This is a genomic window from Spongiactinospora rosea (assembly GCF_003315795.1).
Classification (GTDB): Bacteria; Actinomycetota; Actinomycetes; order Streptosporangiales; family Streptosporangiaceae; genus Spongiactinospora; species Spongiactinospora rosea.
In genome coordinates, this window is sequence record NZ_QMEY01000033.1 from 23,024 (window position 1) to 42,708 (window position 19,685).

17 protein-coding genes are annotated in these 19,685 nt (G+C 71.9%); 8 read left to right on the forward strand and 9 right to left on the reverse strand.

What is annotated here, in order from left to right; all coding sequences use genetic code 11:
- The first annotated feature begins 78 nt into the window (after positions 1–78).
- From DP939_RS40550 to DP939_RS40560, 3 genes are all read left to right on the forward strand, one after another.
- A complete protein-coding gene (locus DP939_RS40550) occupies positions 79–1,725 on the forward strand; it encodes an alpha/beta hydrolase (protein WP_404828631.1) in 1,647 nt (548 codons plus the stop codon).
- Between the two features lie 108 nt (positions 1,726–1,833).
- A complete protein-coding gene (locus DP939_RS40555; RefSeq protein ID WP_113986158.1) occupies positions 1,834–2,676 on the forward strand; it encodes a GNAT family N-acetyltransferase in 843 nt (280 codons plus the stop codon).
- Between the two features lie 121 nt (positions 2,677–2,797).
- The gene (locus tag DP939_RS40560) at positions 2,798–4,699 is read left to right on the forward strand and encodes a PASTA domain-containing protein (RefSeq protein ID WP_113986159.1); all 1,902 of its coding nucleotides are present in this window, start codon (positions 2,798–2,800) and stop codon (positions 4,697–4,699) included.
- On the opposite strand, the gene DP939_RS40565 is transcribed toward DP939_RS40560, so the two are convergent.
- Entirely contained in the window at positions 4,647–5,489 is an 843-nt protein-coding gene (locus tag DP939_RS40565; RefSeq protein ID WP_113986160.1) for an NAD(P)-dependent oxidoreductase, read from the reverse strand. The genes DP939_RS40560 and DP939_RS40565 overlap by 53 nt on opposite strands.
- Before the next feature lie 257 nt (positions 5,490–5,746).
- Between DP939_RS40565 and DP939_RS40570 the strand changes: the two genes are divergently transcribed.
- Together DP939_RS40570 and DP939_RS40575 are read left to right on the forward strand one after the other, a co-directional pair.
- Complete coding sequence (locus tag DP939_RS40570) at positions 5,747–6,520, forward strand: phosphotransferase family protein (protein ID WP_199565739.1); 774 nt, start codon at positions 5,747–5,749, stop codon at positions 6,518–6,520.
- Complete coding sequence (locus DP939_RS40575) at positions 6,517–7,449, forward strand: inositol monophosphatase family protein (protein ID WP_113986161.1); 933 nt, start codon at positions 6,517–6,519, stop codon at positions 7,447–7,449. Before DP939_RS40570 ends, DP939_RS40575 begins: the two co-directional genes overlap by 4 nt.
- A gap of 60 nt (positions 7,450–7,509) precedes the next feature.
- On the opposite strand, the gene DP939_RS45720 is transcribed toward DP939_RS40575, so the two are convergent.
- The 6 genes from DP939_RS45720 to DP939_RS48320 form a co-directional block, all read right to left on the reverse strand.
- A complete protein-coding gene (locus DP939_RS45720; protein WP_147268335.1) occupies positions 7,510–8,853 on the reverse strand; it encodes a helix-turn-helix domain-containing protein in 1,344 nt (447 codons plus the stop codon).
- Between the two features lie 538 nt (positions 8,854–9,391).
- Positions 9,392–10,879 carry a CHAP domain-containing protein gene (locus tag DP939_RS40585; protein ID WP_113986163.1) on the reverse strand — a complete coding sequence of 496 codons (1,488 nt, stop codon included), beginning with the start codon at positions 10,877–10,879 and terminating at the stop codon, positions 9,392–9,394.
- Positions 10,880–11,199: 320 nt separating this feature from the next.
- A complete protein-coding gene (locus tag DP939_RS40590; protein WP_113986164.1) occupies positions 11,200–12,294 on the reverse strand; it encodes a sialidase family protein in 1,095 nt (364 codons plus the stop codon).
- 46 nt (positions 12,295–12,340) lie between these two features.
- Positions 12,341–14,395 (reverse strand): protein kinase domain-containing protein, encoded by a 2,055-nt coding sequence (locus DP939_RS40595; protein WP_113986165.1) that lies wholly within the window; start codon positions 14,393–14,395, stop codon positions 12,341–12,343.
- Between the two features lie 238 nt (positions 14,396–14,633).
- A complete protein-coding gene (locus DP939_RS48315; protein WP_225878804.1) occupies positions 14,634–14,834 on the reverse strand; it encodes a DUF397 domain-containing protein in 201 nt (66 codons plus the stop codon).
- 20 nt (positions 14,835–14,854) lie between these two features.
- Entirely contained in the window at positions 14,855–15,700 is an 846-nt protein-coding gene (locus tag DP939_RS48320; protein WP_158578957.1) for a helix-turn-helix domain-containing protein, read from the reverse strand.
- 119 nt (positions 15,701–15,819) lie between these two features.
- Here DP939_RS48320 and DP939_RS40610 point away from each other — a divergent pair, with 119 nt between their 5' ends.
- A complete protein-coding gene (locus tag DP939_RS40610) occupies positions 15,820–16,257 on the forward strand; it encodes an ATP-binding protein (RefSeq protein ID WP_113986168.1) in 438 nt (145 codons plus the stop codon).
- A 12-nt stretch (positions 16,258–16,269) separates the two neighbouring features.
- Here DP939_RS40610 and DP939_RS40615 read toward each other — a convergent pair whose 3' ends face one another.
- Together DP939_RS40615 and DP939_RS40620 are read right to left on the reverse strand one after the other, a co-directional pair.
- On the reverse strand, positions 16,270–16,926 hold the full coding sequence (locus DP939_RS40615) for a MerR family transcriptional regulator (protein ID WP_113986169.1): 657 nt from the start codon (positions 16,924–16,926) through the stop codon (positions 16,270–16,272).
- 15 nt (positions 16,927–16,941) lie between these two features.
- Positions 16,942–17,952, reverse strand: coding sequence for an N-acetylglucosamine kinase (locus DP939_RS40620; protein WP_113986215.1), 1,011 nt, complete (start codon positions 17,950–17,952; stop codon positions 16,942–16,944).
- A gap of 73 nt (positions 17,953–18,025) precedes the next feature.
- Between DP939_RS40620 and DP939_RS40625 the strand changes: the two genes are divergently transcribed.
- Together DP939_RS40625 and DP939_RS40630 are read left to right on the forward strand one after the other, a co-directional pair.
- Entirely contained in the window at positions 18,026–18,904 is an 879-nt protein-coding gene (locus DP939_RS40625) for a MurR/RpiR family transcriptional regulator (RefSeq protein WP_113986170.1), read from the forward strand.
- Positions 18,905–18,911: 7 nt separating this feature from the next.
- Positions 18,912–19,673 (forward strand): sugar isomerase domain-containing protein, encoded by a 762-nt coding sequence (locus DP939_RS40630; protein WP_113986171.1) that lies wholly within the window; start codon positions 18,912–18,914, stop codon positions 19,671–19,673.
- The last annotated feature ends 12 nt before the right edge of the window (positions 19,674–19,685 follow it).

A 19,685-nucleotide genomic window follows, 5' to 3' on the forward strand; every position in this document is an offset into this window, starting at 1 on the left:
GTCGAATGAGCAGAGGAGAGCTGTCGAGTGAAGCGCGTCGTCGGAGTTGTCGCGGGCGTTGCGGTACTTACCTTGGGGATGGGGGGCGTGCCCGGCGGAGCGGCCGGCGCCGACGGCGATCCCAGGGGCGTGGACGGCGGGCGAGCGGGACCGGGCTCCGGCTCCTCCGCGGGGCCGGACGATCCGATCTGGCCGGGACGGACTCCGGTGGGCAAGGGCGCCCCGAGGCCGTCCACGCTCGCCTGGCGGCCCTGCCCGGAGCCTGCCAAGCGGCACACCGCGGCCCGGATGCCAGGCCACTCCGTGCTCGCCGGCACGCGGACGGCTCCGGCGCAGAAGGTCGAGTGCGCGACCCTGCGGGTGCCGCTCGACCACCGGGAGCCGTACGGCCAGACCATCGAGCTGGCGCTCAACCGGGTGCGGGGCACCGCCTCGCGCGACCACAACCACCTGGGCGCGCTGCTGGTCAACCCGGGCGGCCCCGGGGCGTCAGGGCGCGACCTGGCCAGGCACGTCGCGGCGGGGCTGCCCGCCACGCTCGCCGAGCGGTTCGACGTGATCGGGTTCGACCCGCGCGGCGTCGGGGCCAGCAAGCCCGCGCTGACCTGCGTGGACGCCAAGGCCTACTACGCCCCGCCGCGCCTCGACCACGTGCCGCGCGGCGCGGCCCAGGAGCAGCGGCTGCTCGCCCAGGCCAGGGAGTACGCCGCCGCGTGCGGCAACCGCTGGTCGTGGATGCTGCCGCACATGACGACGGAGAACTCCGCGCGCGACATCGAGGCGATCAGGACGGCGCTCGGCGAGGAGAAGATCAGCTACCTCGGCTACTCCTACGGCACCTATCTCGGGGCCGTCTACGCCAGCCTCTACCCGTCCAGGATCAGGCGGCTGGTGCTGGACAGCTCGGTCGATCCGCAGGGCGTCTGGTACAAGGCCAACCTCGCCCAGGACTACGCCTTCGAACAGCGCCACCGCGCCTTCCTGGCCTGGGTGGCCCGGCACAACCGGGTCTACCGGCTCGGCGCGAAGGCGACCGACGTCCGCTTCGCCTGGTACTCGATGCGCGACCGGCTGCGCGGCCGTCCGGCGGGCGGGCTGGTCGGGCCGAGCGAGCTGGACGACATCTACACCGTGGCCGGATACTCCGACCGGGTGTGGCCGTCGCTGGCCGAGGCGTTCTCCGCGTACGTCCGCAAGGGCGGCACCAAGAGCCTGATCGACGCCTACCACCGGCACGGCGAGAACGACGCCGGCGCCGAGAACAACTACGCGGTCTACCTGAGCGTGCAGTGCCGCGACGCCGCCTGGCCCCGCGAGTGGAGCGCCTGGCGCGCCGACACCACCGAGATCCACGCCAAGGCGCCCTTCCTGGCCTGGCCGAACACCTGGTACAACGCCCCGTGCGCGTCCTGGCCGGTGCCCGCCGCCGGGCCCGTGCGGGTCAGGTCCAGCCGGGCGCTGCCGCCGATCCTGATGCTCCAGACCCGGCACGACGCCGCCACGCCGTACGCGGGGGCGCTGCGCCTGCGCCGCGCGCTCGGCACGGCCAGCATGGTCCTGGAAGGCGGCGGCAACCACGGCGCCGGACTCGCCGGAAACGCCTGCGTCGACCGCTACCTGGTCGCCTACCTGCGCGAAGGCGCCCTGCCCGCGCGCAAGAGCGCCGCGCCGGACGCCAAGTGCCCGGCGGGCGCGGCCCCCACGCCGACCGCCGCCGCGAGCTGACACAGGAGGTCGGGAGACTTCGGGGAGGCGCCTCAGGGGGCGGTATCGATTTGGGGGTCTGCGTCGGTTCCTGCCAAATTCGGGGAGGTCGCGTACGCTTGGCGCGTGATGCTGCGAACATCGGCGTCGCGCGTGCTCGACGACAACGATCGTGAAGAAGTGCTGGCCCTTCTCGACCTCGATCCTGTCGCCAACGTCTTCGTCGCCTCCAGGGTGCGCTCGGTGGGCCTGAACTCGGCCAGGCTCGGCGGGCAGATGTGGGGATTCGGCCCGCGCGGCGGACTGACCTCACTGTGCTACGCCGGTGCCAACCTGGTGCCCGTCAACGCGGGCCAGGAGGCCGTACAGGCCTTCGCCGAGCGCGCCCGCAGGCAGGGCAGGCGCTGCTCCTCGATCGTGGGCCCGGTGCAGGCCGTCGAGCCGATGTGGGAGATCCTGCAACCGTACTGGGGCCCGGCCCGCGCGATCCGCTGGCAGCAGCCGGTCATGCGGATCTCGTCGGCCCCGCTGGCCGCCCCCGACCCGCTGGTGCGCCGGGTGCGGCCGGACGAGTTCGACGCGCTGCTGCCCGCGTGCGTGGCGATGTTCACCGAGGAGGTCGGCGTCTCCCCGGACACCGGCGACGGCGGTGCCCTGTACCGCACCCGGGTGGCCGAGCTGATCCGGATCGGCCGCTCCTACGCCCGGCTGGACGGCCGGCAGGTGGTGTTCAAGGCCGAGATCGGGGCGGTGACCCCGCAGGCGTGCCAGATCCAGGGGGTGTGGGTGCACCCCGAGCGGCGCGGCCAGGGGCACGCGGTGGCCGGGATGGCCGCGGTGGTGGACCAGGCGCTGCGATACTTCGCGCCGGTCGTCACGCTCTACGTCAACGACTTCAACAGCCCGGCCAGGGCGGTGTACCGCAAGGTGGGGTTCACCGAGGTCGGCACCTTCATGTCGGTGCTCTTCTGATCCTTCGCCCGGCCCCGGTCTCGCCTGGTGGATACATGCAGGTGATGGCCGTTGACGGCGGCTGGTCCGGCCCCTTTCAGTAGAGGGGCGACCATTGGGTGGCGGCGAGGGGAGGCTGCCGGTGCCGCAGGCGCAGCCGCTCAGGACGGGGGACCCGCCGAGGCTGGGCGACTACGAGCTGTCCGGGCGCCTGGGCGAGGGCGGCCAGGGCGTGGTGTTCCTCGCCACCCGTCCCGCGGACGGCGACGCCGAGCGTTACGCGGTCAAGCTGCTGTACGCGCCGGTCGGCGACGAGGAGGCGGCGTTCCTGCGGGAGGCGGAGCTGGCCAAGCAGGTCGCCAGGTTCTGCACCGCCCAGGTCATCGACGCGGGGGTGATGGCGGGGCGTCCGTTCATCGTCAGCGAATACGTGGACGGGCCGTCCCTGCAATCCGACGTCGCCCTGGCCGGGCCGCGTACGGGCGGGGCGCTGGAACGCCTCGCGGTCGGTACGGCGACGGCCCTGGCCGCGATCCACCGTGCCGGGATCGTACACCGCGACTTCAAGCCCCAGAACGTGCTCCTCGGCCCGGACGGGCCACGCGTGATCGACTTCGGCCTCGCCCGCGCCCTCGACGCCGCCGCGACCCTCAGCGGGCGCGGCATGGGCACTCCCGCGTACATGTCGCCCGAACAGATCGGCGCGGAGGAGCTGACCCCCGCGGTGGACGTCTTCGCCTGGGGGGCGACGATCTGCTTCGCCGCCACCGGGCAGGCGCCCTTCGGGCAGGACTCGGTGGCGGCGGTCCTGCACCGGATCCTCACCGCGCAGCCGGAGATGGGGCGCATTCCCCGGCATTTACGGGGCCTGGTGGAACAGTGCCTGGACAAGACGCCGGGCAACCGCCCGGCGAGCAGGGAACTGGTGCTCGCGCTGCTGGGGGAGGTGCCCTCGGGTTCCGGCTCGTACTACCTGGGGACGGCCGCGACCGGCGTCGCTCCCGAGCGCCCGGAGGAGGACATCGCGCCCTCCGATCCGGTAGAGGCCGAGGACGGTGGTCCTTCTGGGGGCGGGCAGAGGAGGGCCGCGGCCAGGATGTCCATGGCGGCCTTCGGGGCGATCGTGGTGAGCGCGATCGTGCTCGCGGTGGTACTGCTGCCGGGGTTGCTCACCGGAGGGGGCGCCCGGTCCGGGCCGTCCCCCACCACGACCGGCACGCTCGGCGTCACTCCCCAGAGGATGGACAAGCCCGCCACCAAGGTCCCCCCGGCCGTGACCGACAGGGCCGCGCCGCCCGCGGCCGCGTCCGTGGTCGTCACGGTCCCTGAGATGGCCGGGCTGGACCGGGCGGCGGCGGTCCGCGCGATCCGGCGGGCCGGGCTGCGGCCCGGCCAGATCACCGAGTCCGACTCCCCGGAGAAGATCGGCCGCGTGCTGTCCGCGACCCCGGCGGCGGGCACGTCCGTGCGCAAGGGGTCCAAGGTACGTCTGCGCGTGTCGGCGGGGATCGTGGTGCCCGTCGTCACGGGCCTGCGCCGGACCGCCGCCGAGTCGGCGCTGTCGGCGGCCGGGCTGTCGGCGGGCAAGGTGAGCCGGACCTGCTCCGGGCTCCCCGGCGGCCAGGTCATCGAGACCCGCCCGGCCGCCGGCGCTCGCGTGGCGGGCGGCACGGCGGTGTCGCTGGTGGTGTCCCGGCACGGCAAGGAGGTGCCGGGCGTGGTCGGCAAGCCGGAGGCGAACGCCGGTACCGCCCTCGCGGCCCTGGGCTTCGCGGTGGAGCGCCGGACGCGGGTGGCCGACTCGGCGGACCAGGTGGGCACGGTACTCGCGCAGAGCCTGTCACCGGGCTCATGCGGCGCCCCCGGTGCGAAGATCACCATCACCGTGGGCGTCGAGGGCCCCTCCGATGACCCTGCCCCCGACCCTGACCCGCGCGGCGACGACGGGGACTCGACCGATCAGCCGGACGTCTTCGAGCCCGCCGTCGCCCTCAGTCCTCCCCGGACGGGTCACGCAGGTGGCGCAGCACCTCGTCGAGGGTGAGGCCGGTGGCGTCCTTGTCGGGGTCCCAGCGGTGCATCACGTCCTCGGCGGCCAGCGCGAGATCCGCAGGGAGGTTCGCCGCGCGCAGCGCATGGGCCACCTCGGCCATCTCCGGCGCCCACCGCCAGGCCCGGGAGGCGACCCCCGGCAACTGCCCGGGCTCGGCCAGCGCGGACGCCGCCATCCGCTCGGCCTCGGCCACCAGCTCGCGTTCCACACCGTGATGGGCGGCCAAGGCATGCGAGACCGCGGCCAGGGCCCGGCTCGTCTTCTGGAAGGAGCCGTAGGCCATCTTCAGCGCCGACGCGGCACCGATCGCCTCGCCCAGCGCGACGGCCTCAACGGCACTCTGCCGGAACAGCCCGCCGACCACCTCGACGGCGTCCTGCGGACCCGACAAGTAGAGCCGCGCACTGACCCGATCACCCGGCGGCGGGCCGATGACGCAGCCGTCCACAAAGCCCTGCGGCGGGAACAGCGCGGCGATCCGCTGGGCGCGGTGGGGGCTGATCGCGTTCCCCTCCACATAGATCCTGGGCACCCCGGCGGCGGCCACCTGCTCCGCGGTCTCCTCCGCAGCGGCCGGCGGCACGACCGATATCACCACATCGGCCGCCGCCACCCCCTCCCGCAGGCTCCCGGCAGCCTCGAACCCACCCTCGGCCGCCCGCCGCCCACTCGCGGCCCCACGCCCTTCGGGCGACCACAGGACCCGCCCACCACCAAGCCGCACCTGCACCCCGAGCGCGGTCCCCATCTGCCCGGGATGCAACAACAACACCGTCGTCATTCCACCCATTTTCCCGCCAGGAGCACCACCGAACACCACGGCACCGTGAAAGCGAGACGGCGGTCCGGGCGGTGCCGGAAGAGGCGTGCCACCGCCCTCACCTGCGCCGTTGCCGGAACCGAGCCGGTACAGCCCGGCGGGAACGCCGCCTGCTGCCTTTTCGTGGAAGAGATCAACCGCACCAGAAGTACCACCCGCAGTGCCCCGAGGGGCCGTACTCACATATGACCGGTGAAAGCGAAGCTTCGGTCCGCGCAGTGTTGGAAGAGGCGTGCCGCCGCGCTCACCTGGCCGTGGAGGGGGCTGAACTGGTGCGGCTCGGCGAGAACGCCATCTACCGCCTCCCCGCGAAAGTGATCGCCCGCATCACCCGGCCAGGTCGGCAATCCGCCGCCCGGCGGGAAGTACTGATCGCGCGCTGGCCGGCCGCCCACCGGGTGCCCGCCGTCGAGCCGCTCCCCGGTGTCCCGCAGCCGTTCAACGTCGATGGCCGGGCGGTCACCTGGTGGCGGGAACTTCCGCCGCACCGCCACGGAACCGCGCTGGAAGTGGCCGGGGCGCTGCGTCGCTTGCACGCGCTGACCCCGCCGGTGGATTTCGCCCTCGGCCGCTTGGCCCCGTTCGTCCGCCTGCCCGAACGGATCGAACGGGCGACCACTCTTGACGCACGGGGTCGGGCATGGATGCGCGAGCGTCTGGCCGATCTTGGAGAGCGTTACGCCGCGCTGCCCGGGGGGCTGCCGGAATGCGTGGTGCATGGCGACGCGTGGATCGGCAATGTGGTCGGTACGAGCGACGGGCGGGTGGTACTCCTCGACCTGGAGCGGTGCGCGGTGGGCCCACCGGAATGGGACCTCGTCTCCACAGCCGTCAAGGCGTTCACCCTCGCCGGGATCACCCGAGCGGATTACCGGGCCTTCGCCGAGGCGTACGGGTATGACGTCACCGGGTGGCATGCCTGCGCGGTGAGCACGGCCCCCGCCCATGGCCGTGGACCGCGGTCTCCTGAGCCGAAGGGAAGTACAGCGTGACAGCGCAGCCGCCCCTTCCGCGCATCGCCGAAGACCTCGCCTGTCTGGTCACGACGGTGATCGATGAGATCCGTCCTCGGTTGATCGAGGCCGCGCTGTCCGGTGAACGCTCGGAGAGCAGGAATGTCCGCCACGCCGGCAACTTCCTGTCGGCCCACGACCTGTGGACGCACCGGCGCTATCAGGAGCTGCTGGCCGAGGTCTTCCCCTCGTTCGTCTATGCCTCAGAGGAGGGGGACCCGCTGGTCATCGGCAGCGACCCCGATCCTGACCTGTGTGTTCTGGTAGATCCGCTCGACACGAGCGAACTCGCCGTCCGGGCCCTCTTCGGCTACACACATGTCCTGGTTTACTCGCGCGCCCTCGCCCGTCCCATCGCCGCGGCCGTGGGCGACATCTTTCACCATCTCCAGGTGTACCTCGCGGCCCGCGACGAGAGCGGGCGAGATCAGGCGTTTCTGTGTACGCGGGAGGGCACACGCCATGCCCTGCGGCTGCGCCGATCCGCTGCCCTGCACGAGGCGCTGGTCACCAATTACCTGATGAAGCCCACCGAACGCTTCCAGACGCTCGCCACCCAGACCCGCTTGATCGAAGAAGTGAGCCGACCTTCGCAGGACGGCGCGCGCCGTGGCAGGTTGGGCGTGGACTTCGGATCGATCGGCCTGTGCCACGTCGCGGCCGGGTTCAGTGATGCGATGGTCGAGTTCGCCAAGGGCTTCGCGGTCTGGGATCTCGCGCCGGGGCACTACATCCTGAGCGCGGCCGGAGGCGTGGTACTTGATCTTCAGGGACACCCGCTTCCACTGGACTACGGGTTCGGGACCGTGGACGAGATCACGAAGGCCATGGCTCGCCGCGACAGATTCGTGGCCGCCTCCAGCCGGTCGCTGGCCCAGGAGATCGTCGCGGCCATGAGCAACGCTTGACCGGGCCGGCCGCCGACCGCGGGGGTGCTCTCTGCCCGTAGAAGCTGTGGGCTCAGAGTGTCAGGCCGGCGGCAAGGCCATCGTGACCCGCTCGTGGAGCTCCGCCACCTCTGCTCGCGCGGGGTGCTGCTCGACCGATCGCCGGAGCAGCGCGAGAAGTATGGTGACCCGGTGCGAACGTACCGATTCCGCCTCCTCCACCGCGGCCGAGCCGACGGTGGACGCGGCTGCGGTATCGCCCGTACTCAAATGCACCATGGCGAGCCGGGCCTGGGACAGAACACGCGAGCGGCTGACATCGCCATGAGTGTCAATGGCCCTCGTGATCCGCCCAGCTCCTTCGACGATGGACTTGGGCGAGGCCAGATCGACCAGCGCGTGCCCGGTCTCCGCCAAATGTTGAGCGGCTGTGAACCAGTACAGGCCGGGAGGAGCATCGCCGGTGGTGACCTTTCCGAACTGTTCGTCGGCGTGTCCCACCGCCGAGATCGCGTCCTCCGTCCGGCCGAGCCTGGCGAGTGCGCGGGCACGCACACCGGACAACATGGCACGAATCCCGGGTGTCAGGCGGTCGGCGCGAACCTGGGCCATTTCGATGTAGGTGAGCGTCGAGTCCGGGTCCTCCAACCAGAACGCCTGCCGTCCCAGTTGCGCCAGGATGATGGCCCGATGGTTCCAGTCCCCGGCATCTTCGGCACATGCGAGCGCGAGACGGTAGAGCCGCGACGCCGACTGATTGTCATACGCGTCGAAGGCCATGAATCCGGATGTGCCGGCGAGAAAGGCCACAGCAGAGAACAAGTCGGCACGCAAATCCGCATGGGGGCAGTGAGCCTTCAGCAGGATCAGGGAGTAGCGCACTTGGGCGGCCAGCGCGTCACGGGCGAGGCCACTGCTTCCGCATCGATGATCCAGTGCTCCGAACAGTTGGGCGACCGTCCGAATTTCGTTGATTTCGGCTGGCCCGATAGTGGATGGTGTCGGAGTGGTACGTGCGGGCTCTGATAATACAGCGAGAGAGGCTGGGGACAGAGCGACGGCGCCCATCCCGAAGGTGGCGGTGAGAAACTGTTTGCGGTTCACGTCGTTCACGGTAACAATCGAGGATGAACGTCCGCGAGGGGCGAAGCCGAGCTCGGTATCAGTGTCCACGCCCAGCACCGCCCGCAGGCCGGCACGATAGGCCACACTGGGCCATCGGACCTCACCACGCTCCAGCTTGCCGATGTATCCAGCGTCCAGAGCGCTGGTCTGCTGCATGTTCTGGTGGATCCAGCGGTTGACCAGATCTGCCAGCTCCTGCCGGGAAAGCTCTGAATCGGGCCATAGGGTGGATTTCATGCGCATGCGGGCTTCGCGTAGCCGGTGATTCCACTTCTCTGGATTCGGGGACCGCTCGGTCATGTCCAGGTCCTTTGGGGAGGTCGTCCGCTGATCGTTTCTGGGCATCCGGCGCCACCTAATGTAACGGGTCCCTAATGTATCTGTGATCAACCGACCTTGCCGCGCCTAACCGTATATTGGCCGAGCACTCCCTGGCTTGGTGCAGGCGCGAAGCGGCGAAGTCCCGTTATGGCCACACGCAGTGTAAATATATGGGGATATTCCTGTTTTGGGATGAGTGGTCGGTGTGCGCCTTTTGGCGGAAGCGCTGCCGGTTCAGCCGTATGCCCTGTTGGCACCGACTTCCGATTTTAAGCGTACGGCGAAAATGTTCTCTGCGACTCATCAGGTGTCGTGGGGTAACGGTCGTTCTGATCGGGTGGAATAGCCCGATTAACGGGGCGGTACGCCGGGGGAGCGCGAGGGGGCCGGAGGCCCCTTCGCCGGGGGTTTGGGGGCGAAGCCCCCAAGGGGGCACAGTCCGAGCTTGGTTCGCGCGGAGCGCGGTTTTGGCGAGGGCCGTGTGGTTGGCGTTGGCTGGGGCTTTTGATCAGGGTTGTCAGGGGCGGGCGTGGCGGCCTCGGCGGGTGGCGTGAGGGGGGTCGTGGAGGGGGCGGGGCGGGCGATTGGGGGGTGCCGTGGCGGCCGGGTGGAACCAGTTCCACTCTGGGTGCCGGTCGGCGGGGAGCGGGGAGCGCGGGCTCGGTACGGGACGGTGGCGGCGGCCCCGGGGCGCCTGCTCGGCCACGGCCGGGGACACATGATCGTCGGACGCTACGACCCTGCGTCGCCGCCCCCGGTACGGCGTGTGTCGATCCTCTCCCGCCGGCGCCTTCCCGGTCGCGTGCCTTCCCGGCGCCACGGCCTGGACGTCGTGGGCGATGATCAGGTCGGGCTGGGCGGCGTGGCGGCCACGGGTCCGGGACGTACGCCCGGCGCGCCCGCCCGCCGTACGCGCCGGCTCGCCCATGGCGGAGGCGTGCCGCGCCGCGGAAGGGGCGTGCCGCAGGGCAGGTGCCGCCGCCAGGGCGGGCTCGGGGCTCGCCGGCGGCGTGGCGGCGCTCTCGGCCGGGCGGACGGTGAGCCCGGTGGCGGCCTGTACCCGGAGCCGGCGGGAGCGGGCGTGGGCGAGAAGGCCGATGGCGGCGAGGAGGACCGGGGCGAGGAGTACAGGGCTGCTCAGGTCCGGGAGGGGGGACTGGAGGGCGCTCGGGGCCGAGAGGGGCGAGCCGGTGAGCGGGGCCGTGTCGGGAAGGGCCTTGGTCCTCGGCGCGGGGTCGGGCGCGGAACTTCGGGCCGGTGCGGCGCGGTCGTCGTCGGCTGGAGCGCTGGGTGGGGAGGCCTTCGGGAGCGGATTTCGGGGGGCCGCCTTGGCGGTGGCGGGCTTGCTGGGGGCGCTGGACTCCCGCGCCGGAACTCGCGGCGCGGGCTTGTCGCGCGACGGTTCGAACGGCCGGGGCGAGATGAGCCGGGCCGCGATGTCGGGCGCGACGTTCACCTGCGGCCCTTGCGGCCCTTGCGGCATCGCCGCGTCCTGGCCCGCCTGGCCGAGCACGGAGTCCGGCGGCATAACGGGGGCCTCCAGGGCCTCCTTGACCTTCTCCGGGTAGCCGTACCCGACGACCTTGTCCTGGTCGCGCTTCTTGCGCTTGGCGATCCCGCCGTCGATGTTGCCCTCGATGGTGAGGATCTTCCGGCCCTTGACCCCGGTGACCACACCAACGTGGTCGATCCCGCCGATCTTCTTCCCGCCGCTCCAGTCGTAGAAGACGAGGGCGCCTGGCTCCGGCTTGGTGCCGAACGCGCCCTGCTTCTCGAACCAGCGAGCGTGCGAGGGGGTCCACGCGAACTGCCCGATCCACTCCTCGTACCCGAGCTTCTTGGCCGCCCAGGAGAGGTACATGTCGCACCAGGGCTGGGCGCTGTAGTCGGCGTCGGATTCGACGGAGTTGTACCAGGCGCCGAACTTGGTGTGGCCGCCCTTCTTCTCGGCGTAACCGAGCTGTTTCTCAAGGAGCTTGATGAACTTTTCGGTCTCAGGGCTCATCTATGTGTGGGGGACCGCCGGGCAGCCCTTGGGCATGGTCGCGCCGCCTTCGCGACCGGGCTGTACGGAGGTGGGGTCGATCGATGGCGCGTTCGCGCGGGCCGATCGCGGGGGAACCGATCGGTACGCGCGTGGCGGCACCACAGGTCAAGGTCTTCCGTGACGACGGAGACTACCTGCGAGTAATGAGAGGTCAAACCACCGCAAAGGGAGAGTCAAGCGACGGTCGATCCCCGCGGCGCGCGTAGCCGCAGGTCGAGCAGCGTTCCCCTTTGCCCAAACTTGAGGGATATGTGATGTAAATCAACCTTTGAGGTGACTTAGTGGATCATGTCCGCTATCGGGATCGCCGCGAAGGTGATCGTGGCGTAGGGACCGGATTCGCCGGTCTCGTACAGCAATCCGACCGTCTCCCCGTCCACCGCCACAAGATCGGAATAGGCCGCGGGCAGGCTGGAGAGCGTGAGGGCGTCCCGCCACGTACGGCCCGCGTCCTCACTCGCGCGGATCGTCATCCGCGCCCGCGAATCGGGGTCGGCCGGGCCGGAGAACAGCAGCACCTCGGGATCGGGCCACTGCAGCACGCTGCCCTCCACCACGGGGCCGACCAGCCCCTCCTGCGCCTGGAAGGGCGCTTCGAGGGTCTGCCCGCCGTCGGCGGAGTAGGCGTCGGCGCGGGTGCCGGGGGCGGTCGAGTCGGTACGGGTGTTCAGGTAGATCCGGCCGCCGGGGAGTTCGGCCGCGGTGGTCTCGTTGACGTTGATGCGGCCGTCCGGGTCGTCGTCCAGGTAGCCGAGCGTCCAGGTCTCGCCGCTGTCGTCGCTGAGCAGGCCGTGGCCGCCGTCGTACTTGCCCTCGGCACCGGTGTCGCCCTTCGCGGGCGGCACGGAGTGGTTGCCGGGGACCACGATCCGCCCGGCGTGCGTCCCGGCCCGGAGTTCCAGCGCGTGGCCCGGCGTGGTCGCGTACCAGCGCCACTCCCGCCGCTTGACGCTCGCGGTGATCTCCCGGGGCGGCGTCCAGGTCGCGCCGTCGTCCTCGCTGCGCTGGACGTAGACCCGGCGGCCCTCCTCGGCCTTGACCTGGCCCCTGCGGATCTTCTGTTCGGTGGCCGAGGCCGCGTTCTGGACGGAGACGAGCACGATCGGGCCGCCCGAGGTGACCACCGGCGCGGGGTTGCCCACCGTGCCGCCGCCGTCGCGGGCGGCGACCACCTGCAACGCGCCCCATGTACGCCCGCCGTCGGCGGACCGTCTGAGCACAAGGTCGATCCGGCCGGTGTCGCCGGCCGAGTCGCGCCGGCCCTCGGCGAACGCGAGCAGCGTGCCCGCGCCCGTCGCGACGATCGCCGGAATGCGATAGGTGTGATAACCCTCGGTACCCGCCCGGAACGGGACAGACTCAACGACCGCCATCAGGGCCTCCGTACGCGTATGGACGGCAGCTTTCGGCGCTTCGACGCTAACCCCGACCGGCGGGCGGTGCGACGGCTTCGGCGGAACTCTCATCATCGCCGGGCGGTTCGTCCACCGGGCGCTGATCGGTGGGCGTGGGCTCCTCCGCGCACGGCGGCCCGGTGAGCAGGGCCTCTCTGACCTCGGGGCCGCCCTTGGCCGCGCGGTCGGTGGACACCAGGACGCCCAGGTGGGCCCGTTCGCCGCAGGGTACGTCGCCGAGCGGGTTCTTGATCTCCACGGTGTACTCGGTGCGCCCGCGCAGGATCCGGCGGTCCGTGCGCAGGGTGCGGGCCGCGCCTTCGCCGTCGCGGCGGGTGTAGGCCACGGTCAGGCGTACCGGGCCGGGACCGCCGGTCGTGACGCGGAGACTGCCCGCCGAACCGTCCCAGGCGACCACCTGCGCCTCCCGCACGGCGGGCGGCGGGCACGCGTCCCCTCGTACGACGGCCGTCCGGGACGCGGTGCCCCCGCCCGGCACGGCCGTCACGGTCAGCCGCCGGTAGACCGTCGTGTCGCACGCCGGGCGGGCGAACGGATGGGTGAGGACCCGGGTGTAGGCGCTCGCCCCGGCGAGGGTGAACGTACGCGGCGGGGCGGTGGTCAGCCGGTCGGGCGCGGGGCCTTCGGCGAACAGCGCGGCCACGGTCACGCTGCCCCGGGTGGACGCGGAAAGGCTCAGCGTCCCCCGGCCGCCGTCGAAGGCGGCGATGCGTAACCCCTTGACCGTGTGCGCGGGCGCCGGAGTGCCGCTGGCGCTCACCGGACGCGGTTCGGTGGGGGCGGCCGTCCATACGGCCCGCGGGCTCCGCTCGCCCTGCCCGGTGGTGGTGGCGGTGGGCGTGGCCCTGGCGTCCCGCTCCTCACCGGGGGGACGCTCGGGGGACTGGCCGCGCGGCTCGCGCGGCGGCGTGGCCAGGAAGGTGTCGGGGGTGCCGTCGGCGGCCAGCAGGATCACGGTGACCGCGGCGGCGGCCATCCCGGCGGCCACGGCGAGCCGCGGCCGCGCTCCGAGAGCCTGCGAGGCCCGCCGCGTACGCCGCCGCCCCCCGGACCCGGTGATCCGGCCGAGGAGCAGCGCGATCCGCGATGGCCGCCGCCGTTCGGCGGCGCGGGAGCCGTGCTTCGGCCCGCCGTCGCGGGGATGCGGCTCGCTCCGGTCGCCGATCGTGGGGCGCTCACCATCGCGGGGGTGCGGCCCTGTGAGCCTGCCGAGGAGCAGGGTGACGCGGGAAGGTCGTCGCCGGTCGGTGGCCGTGCGGGCGCGGGGGAGGGGGCCCGCCAGGGGGAAGCGCAGGGCCAGTGTCGTCGCCAGTTCGGCCAGGTGACGCCGCCCCCGCTTGTCCCACTCGGGGCCGTAGGCGGCGCGTGCGGCGGCGTCCAGCGCCGTGGCGTGCGCGCGGGCGTTCGCCGGGCGCGGTTCCGGGTCGCCCGACAGCCCGGCCGCGACCGCGTCCCGTACCGAGCCCGGGACCTTGCGCAGGGTCTCCTCCTGCGGCGGGCCGCCGGTCAGGCACTCCACCAGCGCGCAGGTGACGGCGTGCAGGTCCGCGGCGGCCTCCCCGGCCGCCAGGCCGTCCGGCAGGGGGTACGGCGGAGCGCTCCCGGGCGGCGTCAGCCCGAAGTCCGCGATCTTGACCGTCCCGTCCGCCTGGACCAGGACGTTCTCCGGCTTGAACGAGCGGTGCGCGATCCCCAGGTCGTGGGCCGTGGCCAGACCCGCGAGGCACCCGTTGACCAGGAAGAGCGCGGCCTCCGGACTCATCGTGCGGTGCTCGTCCAGGATCGCGCGCAGCGAGACCCCGTCGACCAGCTCCGTCACCAGGGCCGCGCTCGTCCGCGTCTCGACGTACTCGTGCATCCGCACCACATGCGGGTCGTCCAGCCCGACCAGGTGGCGCGCCTCCGCACGGAAGCGGGCCAGGAACGCGGGGTCCGCCCACAGCAGCGGACGCAGGAACCTGATCGCGACGTAGGCTCCGGTCGCCGTGTACGTCGCCAGCACGACCCGCCCGGCCGCGCCACTGCCCAACTGGCGTACTTCCTCATACCCGGATACCATCCGCCCCCCTATCGAGTACTGCGCCACAAATTTGACGGTCTCACCCCGGGGGTCGGTTGTCACGGAAGCCGATATTTAGCTATTTGTCGCCACACCTAATCGGCGCCCGGCGGCCATCTGAACGGCCCTACAACATGATCGCCGCCGCCCGCGAATACGCGAGCGGCGGCGATATCAGTGAAGATGGAAGTGATATGTGTGATCTAAGTGGTGCGAGTGATGAGAGGGGACCGGCCGATCATCGGCCCAGGTCGTACTCCCCGCTCTTGACGCCCGCGACGAACGCCCCCCACTCCGCGGGGGTGAACCGCAGCTCACCGCCACCGGGGCGCTTGGAGTCGCGGACGCCGACGGCGCCGCTCGCGACGGAAACCTCCACGCAGTTTCCGCCACCGCTGTAGGAGCTCTTGACCCAGCCTTCTCTCGCGAACTCGTTCACGTGTGCCCTTTCCCAAACGGTTAGACGAGACTGTCTGTCATATCGCGGATCAGATTCGCCGAGTCGCCCGTGTTCAACGCGGACGCCCGCAGGTGGTCGAACACCAGCGTGGCGCGCCGCGTCTCCTCGGGTTCCTCCAGGTACACGCATCCCATGAGATGCTCCAGATAGAGCACGTCCGGGTATCCGTCGAACGTCAGCAGTACGAACGAGCCGTCGATCGCCGCGTGCACCCCCGCGCTGAACGGGAGCACCTGAAGCGACACGTTGGCCAGTTCGCCCAGCTCAAGCAGCCGCCGAAGCTGGGCGCGCATGATGGCCGGGCCGCCGACGACACGGCGCAGCGCCGCCTCCTCGACGATCTGCCAGACGTTCAGCGGACTGGTGCCGGCGGTCAGCCGTGCCTGCCGCCCGAGCCGTACGCGCACGGCCCGGTCCGCCTCCTCCGAACTCACCTGCCGCGATCCGAGCAGCACGGCGCGCGCGTAGTCCCCGGTCTGGAACAGGCCGGGGATCACTTGCGCGTCGTAGCCACGATAGGTCGCCGCCTCCGCCTCGAAGCCGAGGAACTGGGTGAACCCCGTTTTGAGCACTGCGCGGTAGGGGTGCCACCACCCCTGCCTGCGAGCCTCACGCGCGAGCCGTACCAGTTCGGTGCGCTCTTCGGCGGTGACGGTGTAGATCTCGCACAGTTCCATCACCTCGCCCGAGGTGATGCGCATGCGCGCGTTCTCCATCCGGCTGATCTTGGACTGGTCCCAGCCTGCCAGGCGTGCCGCCTGTTCGCCGCTGAGCCCGGCCGCCTCCCGGATGCGCCGGATCTCATGCGCGAGACGCCTGCCACGAACCGTGGGTACGTAGGCCATTGCTTCTCCGCATAATGTTCCGATTTCCCTTGCGGCACCCGAGCTGCCGCGACAAGGTGTAACCATACGACTACGGAACCTGTACGGGGGCGGGTTTCGACGAGTCCGAGGGGGAGGCCATGTCCAGGGCAAGGTTGCTGGGATCACTAGACATCCCGGGTACGGCCGCCGCCCCCGCGCATGCGCGGAGCTACCTGCGCACGATCCTCGATCCCACCCTGCACGCGCTCGACGCGATCGCCGACGTGACCCTGCTGACCAGCGAATTGGTCACCAACGCGGTCGTCCACACCGCCTCGGGCGACGGCGGCAAGGTGACCGTCAGCGTGATGGAGTTCCCCGGTGGGGGCATCCTGGTCCAGGTCGCCGACGAGGGCGGGCCGACGCGCCCGACCCCGCGGGCGCCCGACGACGAGTTCGACCTGCACGGCCGTGGCCTGCGGCTGGTCGACGCGCTGGCGGCGACCTGGGGTCACCAGCGCGACGGCGTCGGCACCACCACGTGGTTCATGGTGGACGCGGGCGAGGTACAGGTCGAGCGGCGGGACGCCTCGTGAGGCCCGATCCGGTCACACAGAGTGACCGTCGGCGGCGCGGGAAGGGCCGAGCAGTCTGCTCGACTCCGACTCCTGGGCCAGCCGGCGCAGTACGTCGAAGAGCCGCCCGTACAGCACCGTGCCGATCACCAGATGCTCGACGGCGGCGTCCCGCGGCCCCTCGAACGGCACCCCGGCCAGCTCGTGCTCGGCCAGCGCGTGCGCGGCCCGCGCATAGGGCAGCACCGCCTCCGGGTCTGTGGCCATGCCGAGCCGGTCCAGCGTCAGCAGGCTCTGGGCCAGCTCGTCCAGGGCGGGCGCGTCCGGGTTGATCGACCAGCCGAGGTCGCCGGTCAGCGTACGGGCCCGGTCGCGGGCCTCCCGCCAGGCGGTCTCGTCGGCGTCGGGCTCGACGTCCGGGGCGAGCGCGTAGTGCGCGGTGCCGAGCATGTGGTGCACCGGCAGGTCCTCGTCCTGCACGGCGGCGACCACCTTGCGGATGGCGGCCACCGGCAGCCGCCCCACCTCGATCAGCGCCCGGATCAGCCGGAGCCTGCGCAGGTGGTCCTCGTCGTAGACGGCCCGGGTGGCGGACGTCTGCTCGCCCTGCGGGAGCAGGCCCTCGCGCAGGTAGTACTTGATCGTCGGGATGGGCACCTGCGACCGCGCGCTCAGTTCGGAGATCCGCATTGTTAGATAGTAGCGCTAACCAACCCCTGTGCCGCCGGTGAAGACGTCGTGCGCGGGCGCGTCGCGTTCGCCCAGGATGTCCAGCGCGGCCAGCCAGGCCGCCGCGCCCGCGCCGTCGGCGGCGACCGTGACCGGGGCGTCCCAGCGTTCGCGTAGCAGGGCGTGCACGGCCCGCCGTACCGGACCATGGCTGGTCAGCACACTTCCCGCCAGGACGATGGGGGTGCGCGCGCCGGGCGGGCGCACGCTCGCCACCGTGCCGGTGAGCAGCCGCGCCGCCTCCGCCACGATCTCCAGCGCCATCTCGTCGCCCGCCTCGGCCGCCCGGCTCACCAGCGGGGCCAGCCTGGCCAGCTCGATCGGCGGGCGGGCCTGGGCGGCGGCGATCACCGGTCCGGCCGCGCCTCTGCCGGTGCCCGCGGGCTCGGTACCGAGGATCGCGCGGACGACCATGCCGGTCAGCGGCCCCGGTGGATCGCCCGCGGCCATGGCGTGCACCACGCGCCTGGCGGCCTGGTGGCCGATCCAGTGGCCCGAGCCGAGGTCGCCGAACAGCCAGCCGAGGCCGTCGGCGACGGCCCCCAGGTCCCGCCCGGCCACCGCCGCCGCGATCGCGCCGGTACCGGCCAGCAGTACGTGGCCGTCCGGCTCCGGGGTGCCCGCGGCGAAGGCCACCAGTACGTCGTCGATCGCGGTCACCGGCCCGGCGGCCCCCAGGGCCTCCCAGATGCCGGTGAAGGCCGCGCGTCCCTCGCCGTGGTACAGCGGGCCGCCCCCGGCGATCCCGGCCACCCCGCCGAGCACCCGCGGCCGGCCGTACTCCCGCGCGTAGGCGTCCAGCGCCTCGCCCGCCGCCGCGGCCATGGCGGCGCAGGCCACGGAGACCCCGTGCGCGCTGGGGTTGCCGGGGCCCGCGACCCCGCGGGCGAGCCGGGAGCCGTCGAGCGCGGCGGCCACCGCCCGGGTGTTGGAGCCGCCCACGTCCAGGCCCAGCACCACACCGTCTAGAGCGCGTTCCTCAGACATGACCACATCCTGGGACTTGACTCCTGGCGAACGCAAGAATAATTTTCATCCAATCGTCCCAATCGTGAAAGGAATGCTTGTGGCCGGAGGGGTGCTCGGACGCATCCAGGCCGAGCTGCCCGGTCTGCCCGAGGCGCTGCGGCGCGTCGGGGAGCTGATCCTCGCGGATCCGGGGGAGGCGGCACGCTCGACGATCATCACGCTCGCCGAGCGGAGCGGCAGCTCTCCCGCGACCGTGACCAGGTTCTGCAGGGTGTTCGGCTTCGCCGGATACGCCGAGCTGCGGGTCAGCCTGGCCACCGAGACCGGCAGGGCGGCCCAGGCCAACTGGGGCCGGGGCGTGGGCCGGGACATCGGGCCCACCGACCCGCTGGACACCGCGATCGAGACGATGGCCGCGTCCGACTCGCGGCTGATCCAGGAGACCGCCGCCCAGCTCGACACCGACATGGTGGCCAAGGTGGCCGAGGCCATCGTGTCCGCCCGCCGGGTGCTGCTGTTCGGGGTGTCCATCAGCGGGGCGGTCGCGGGCATGCTGGAGGCGCGGCTGCGCCGGATCAGCATCCCCTGCTGGAGCCACACCGACGCGCACGAGGCGCTGGCCGACGCCTCACTGCTCGCCGCCCAGGACGTCGCCATCGGCATCTCGCACCGGGGCCGCACCCGGGAGGTGCTGGAGGCGCTGGCCGAGGCGGGCGCGCACGGCGCGACGCTGGTCGCGGTGACGTCGTTCGCCAGGTCGCCGCTCGCCGAGCTGTCGGACCTGGTGCTCACCACAGCGGGCCGGGACATCAAGACCTTCCGCCCGGGCGGGCTGGCCGCCGTCCACTCCCAGCTCTTCGTGCTCGACGCGGTCTACGTGGCGGTCGCCCAGCGCACCTACGAGCGGTCCAGGGACGCCTACGAGCTGACCATCAACGCGGTCGAGAGCCACCGTGTCGAAAGGGGTTGAGTAGATCGTGGACATCGGCGCCGCCGCCTACGTCGAGCAGATCGAGAAGCTGGTGAGCGAGGTCGCACGGGCCCAGGCCGAGCCGGTACGCCGGGCCGCCGCCCTCGTGACCGCCGCGCTGCGCGCCGGAGGCGTGGTCAACGCCTTCGGCTCCGGCCACTCCGAGGCCATCGCCATGGAGATCGCCGGCCGGGCGGGCGGGCTCGTCCCGACCAACCGGCTCGCGCTGCGCGACGTCGTCGTCTACGGCGGCGAACCGGTGAGCATGCTCACCGCCGCCAACGCCCGTGAGCTGGAACGCGACCCCACCATCGCGCAGCGGATCTACGACCTGGCGCCGGTGCGGCCGGAGGACGTGTTCGTGCTGATCTCCAGCTCCGGGGTGAACGGCTCGATCGTGGAACTGGCCGAGATCGTCAAACGCAACGGCCACGGGCTGATCGCGATCACCTCCGTGCGGCACAGCACGGAGATGACCTCGCGTCACCCCTCCGGGCACAAGCTGCTCGACCTCGCCGACGTGGTGCTCGACAACGGCGCGCCGTACGGCGACGCGGTCATGCCGCTGCCCGGCGGCGCCTCCACCGGCGCGGTGTCCACGATCACCTCGGCGCTGCTCGCGCAGATGGTGGTCGCCGAGGTCGTCAGGGAACTGCTGGAGGCGGGGGAGACCCCGCCCATGTACCGGTCGGTCAACGTGGCCGGCGGCGACGAGCACAACCGCGCGCTGGAGGCCCGCTACGCCGGGCGGATCCGCCGGGGCGCCTGAACCACCAGGTCA

Coding starts and splice junctions, on each gene's coding strand:
- DP939_RS40550 (WP_404828631.1), top strand. CDS start 79: ATGGGGGGCGTGCCCGGCGGAGCGGCCGGCGCCGACGGCGATCCCAGG.
- DP939_RS40555 (WP_113986158.1), top strand. CDS start 1,834: ATGCTGCGAACATCGGCGTCGCGCGTGCTCGACGACAACGATCGTGAA.
- DP939_RS40565 (WP_113986160.1), bottom strand. CDS start 5,489: ATGACGACGGTGTTGTTGTTGCATCCCGGGCAGATGGGGACCGCGCTC.
- DP939_RS45720 (WP_147268335.1), bottom strand. CDS start 8,853: ATGACCGAGCGGTCCCCGAATCCAGAGAAGTGGAATCACCGGCTACGC.
- DP939_RS40585 (WP_113986163.1), bottom strand. CDS start 10,879: ATGAGCCCTGAGACCGAAAAGTTCATCAAGCTCCTTGAGAAACAGCTC.
- DP939_RS40590 (WP_113986164.1), bottom strand. CDS start 12,294: ATGGCGGTCGTTGAGTCTGTCCCGTTCCGGGCGGGTACCGAGGGTTAT.
- DP939_RS40595 (WP_113986165.1), bottom strand. CDS start 14,395: ATGGTATCCGGGTATGAGGAAGTACGCCAGTTGGGCAGTGGCGCGGCC.
- DP939_RS48320 (WP_158578957.1), bottom strand. CDS start 15,700: ATGGCCTACGTACCCACGGTTCGTGGCAGGCGTCTCGCGCATGAGATC.
- DP939_RS40610 (WP_113986168.1), top strand. CDS start 15,820: ATGTCCAGGGCAAGGTTGCTGGGATCACTAGACATCCCGGGTACGGCC.
- DP939_RS40615 (WP_113986169.1), bottom strand. CDS start 16,926: ATGCGGATCTCCGAACTGAGCGCGCGGTCGCAGGTGCCCATCCCGACG.
- DP939_RS40620 (WP_113986215.1), bottom strand. CDS start 17,952: ATGTCTGAGGAACGCGCTCTAGACGGTGTGGTGCTGGGCCTGGACGTG.
- DP939_RS40625 (WP_113986170.1), top strand. CDS start 18,026: ATGCTTGTGGCCGGAGGGGTGCTCGGACGCATCCAGGCCGAGCTGCCC.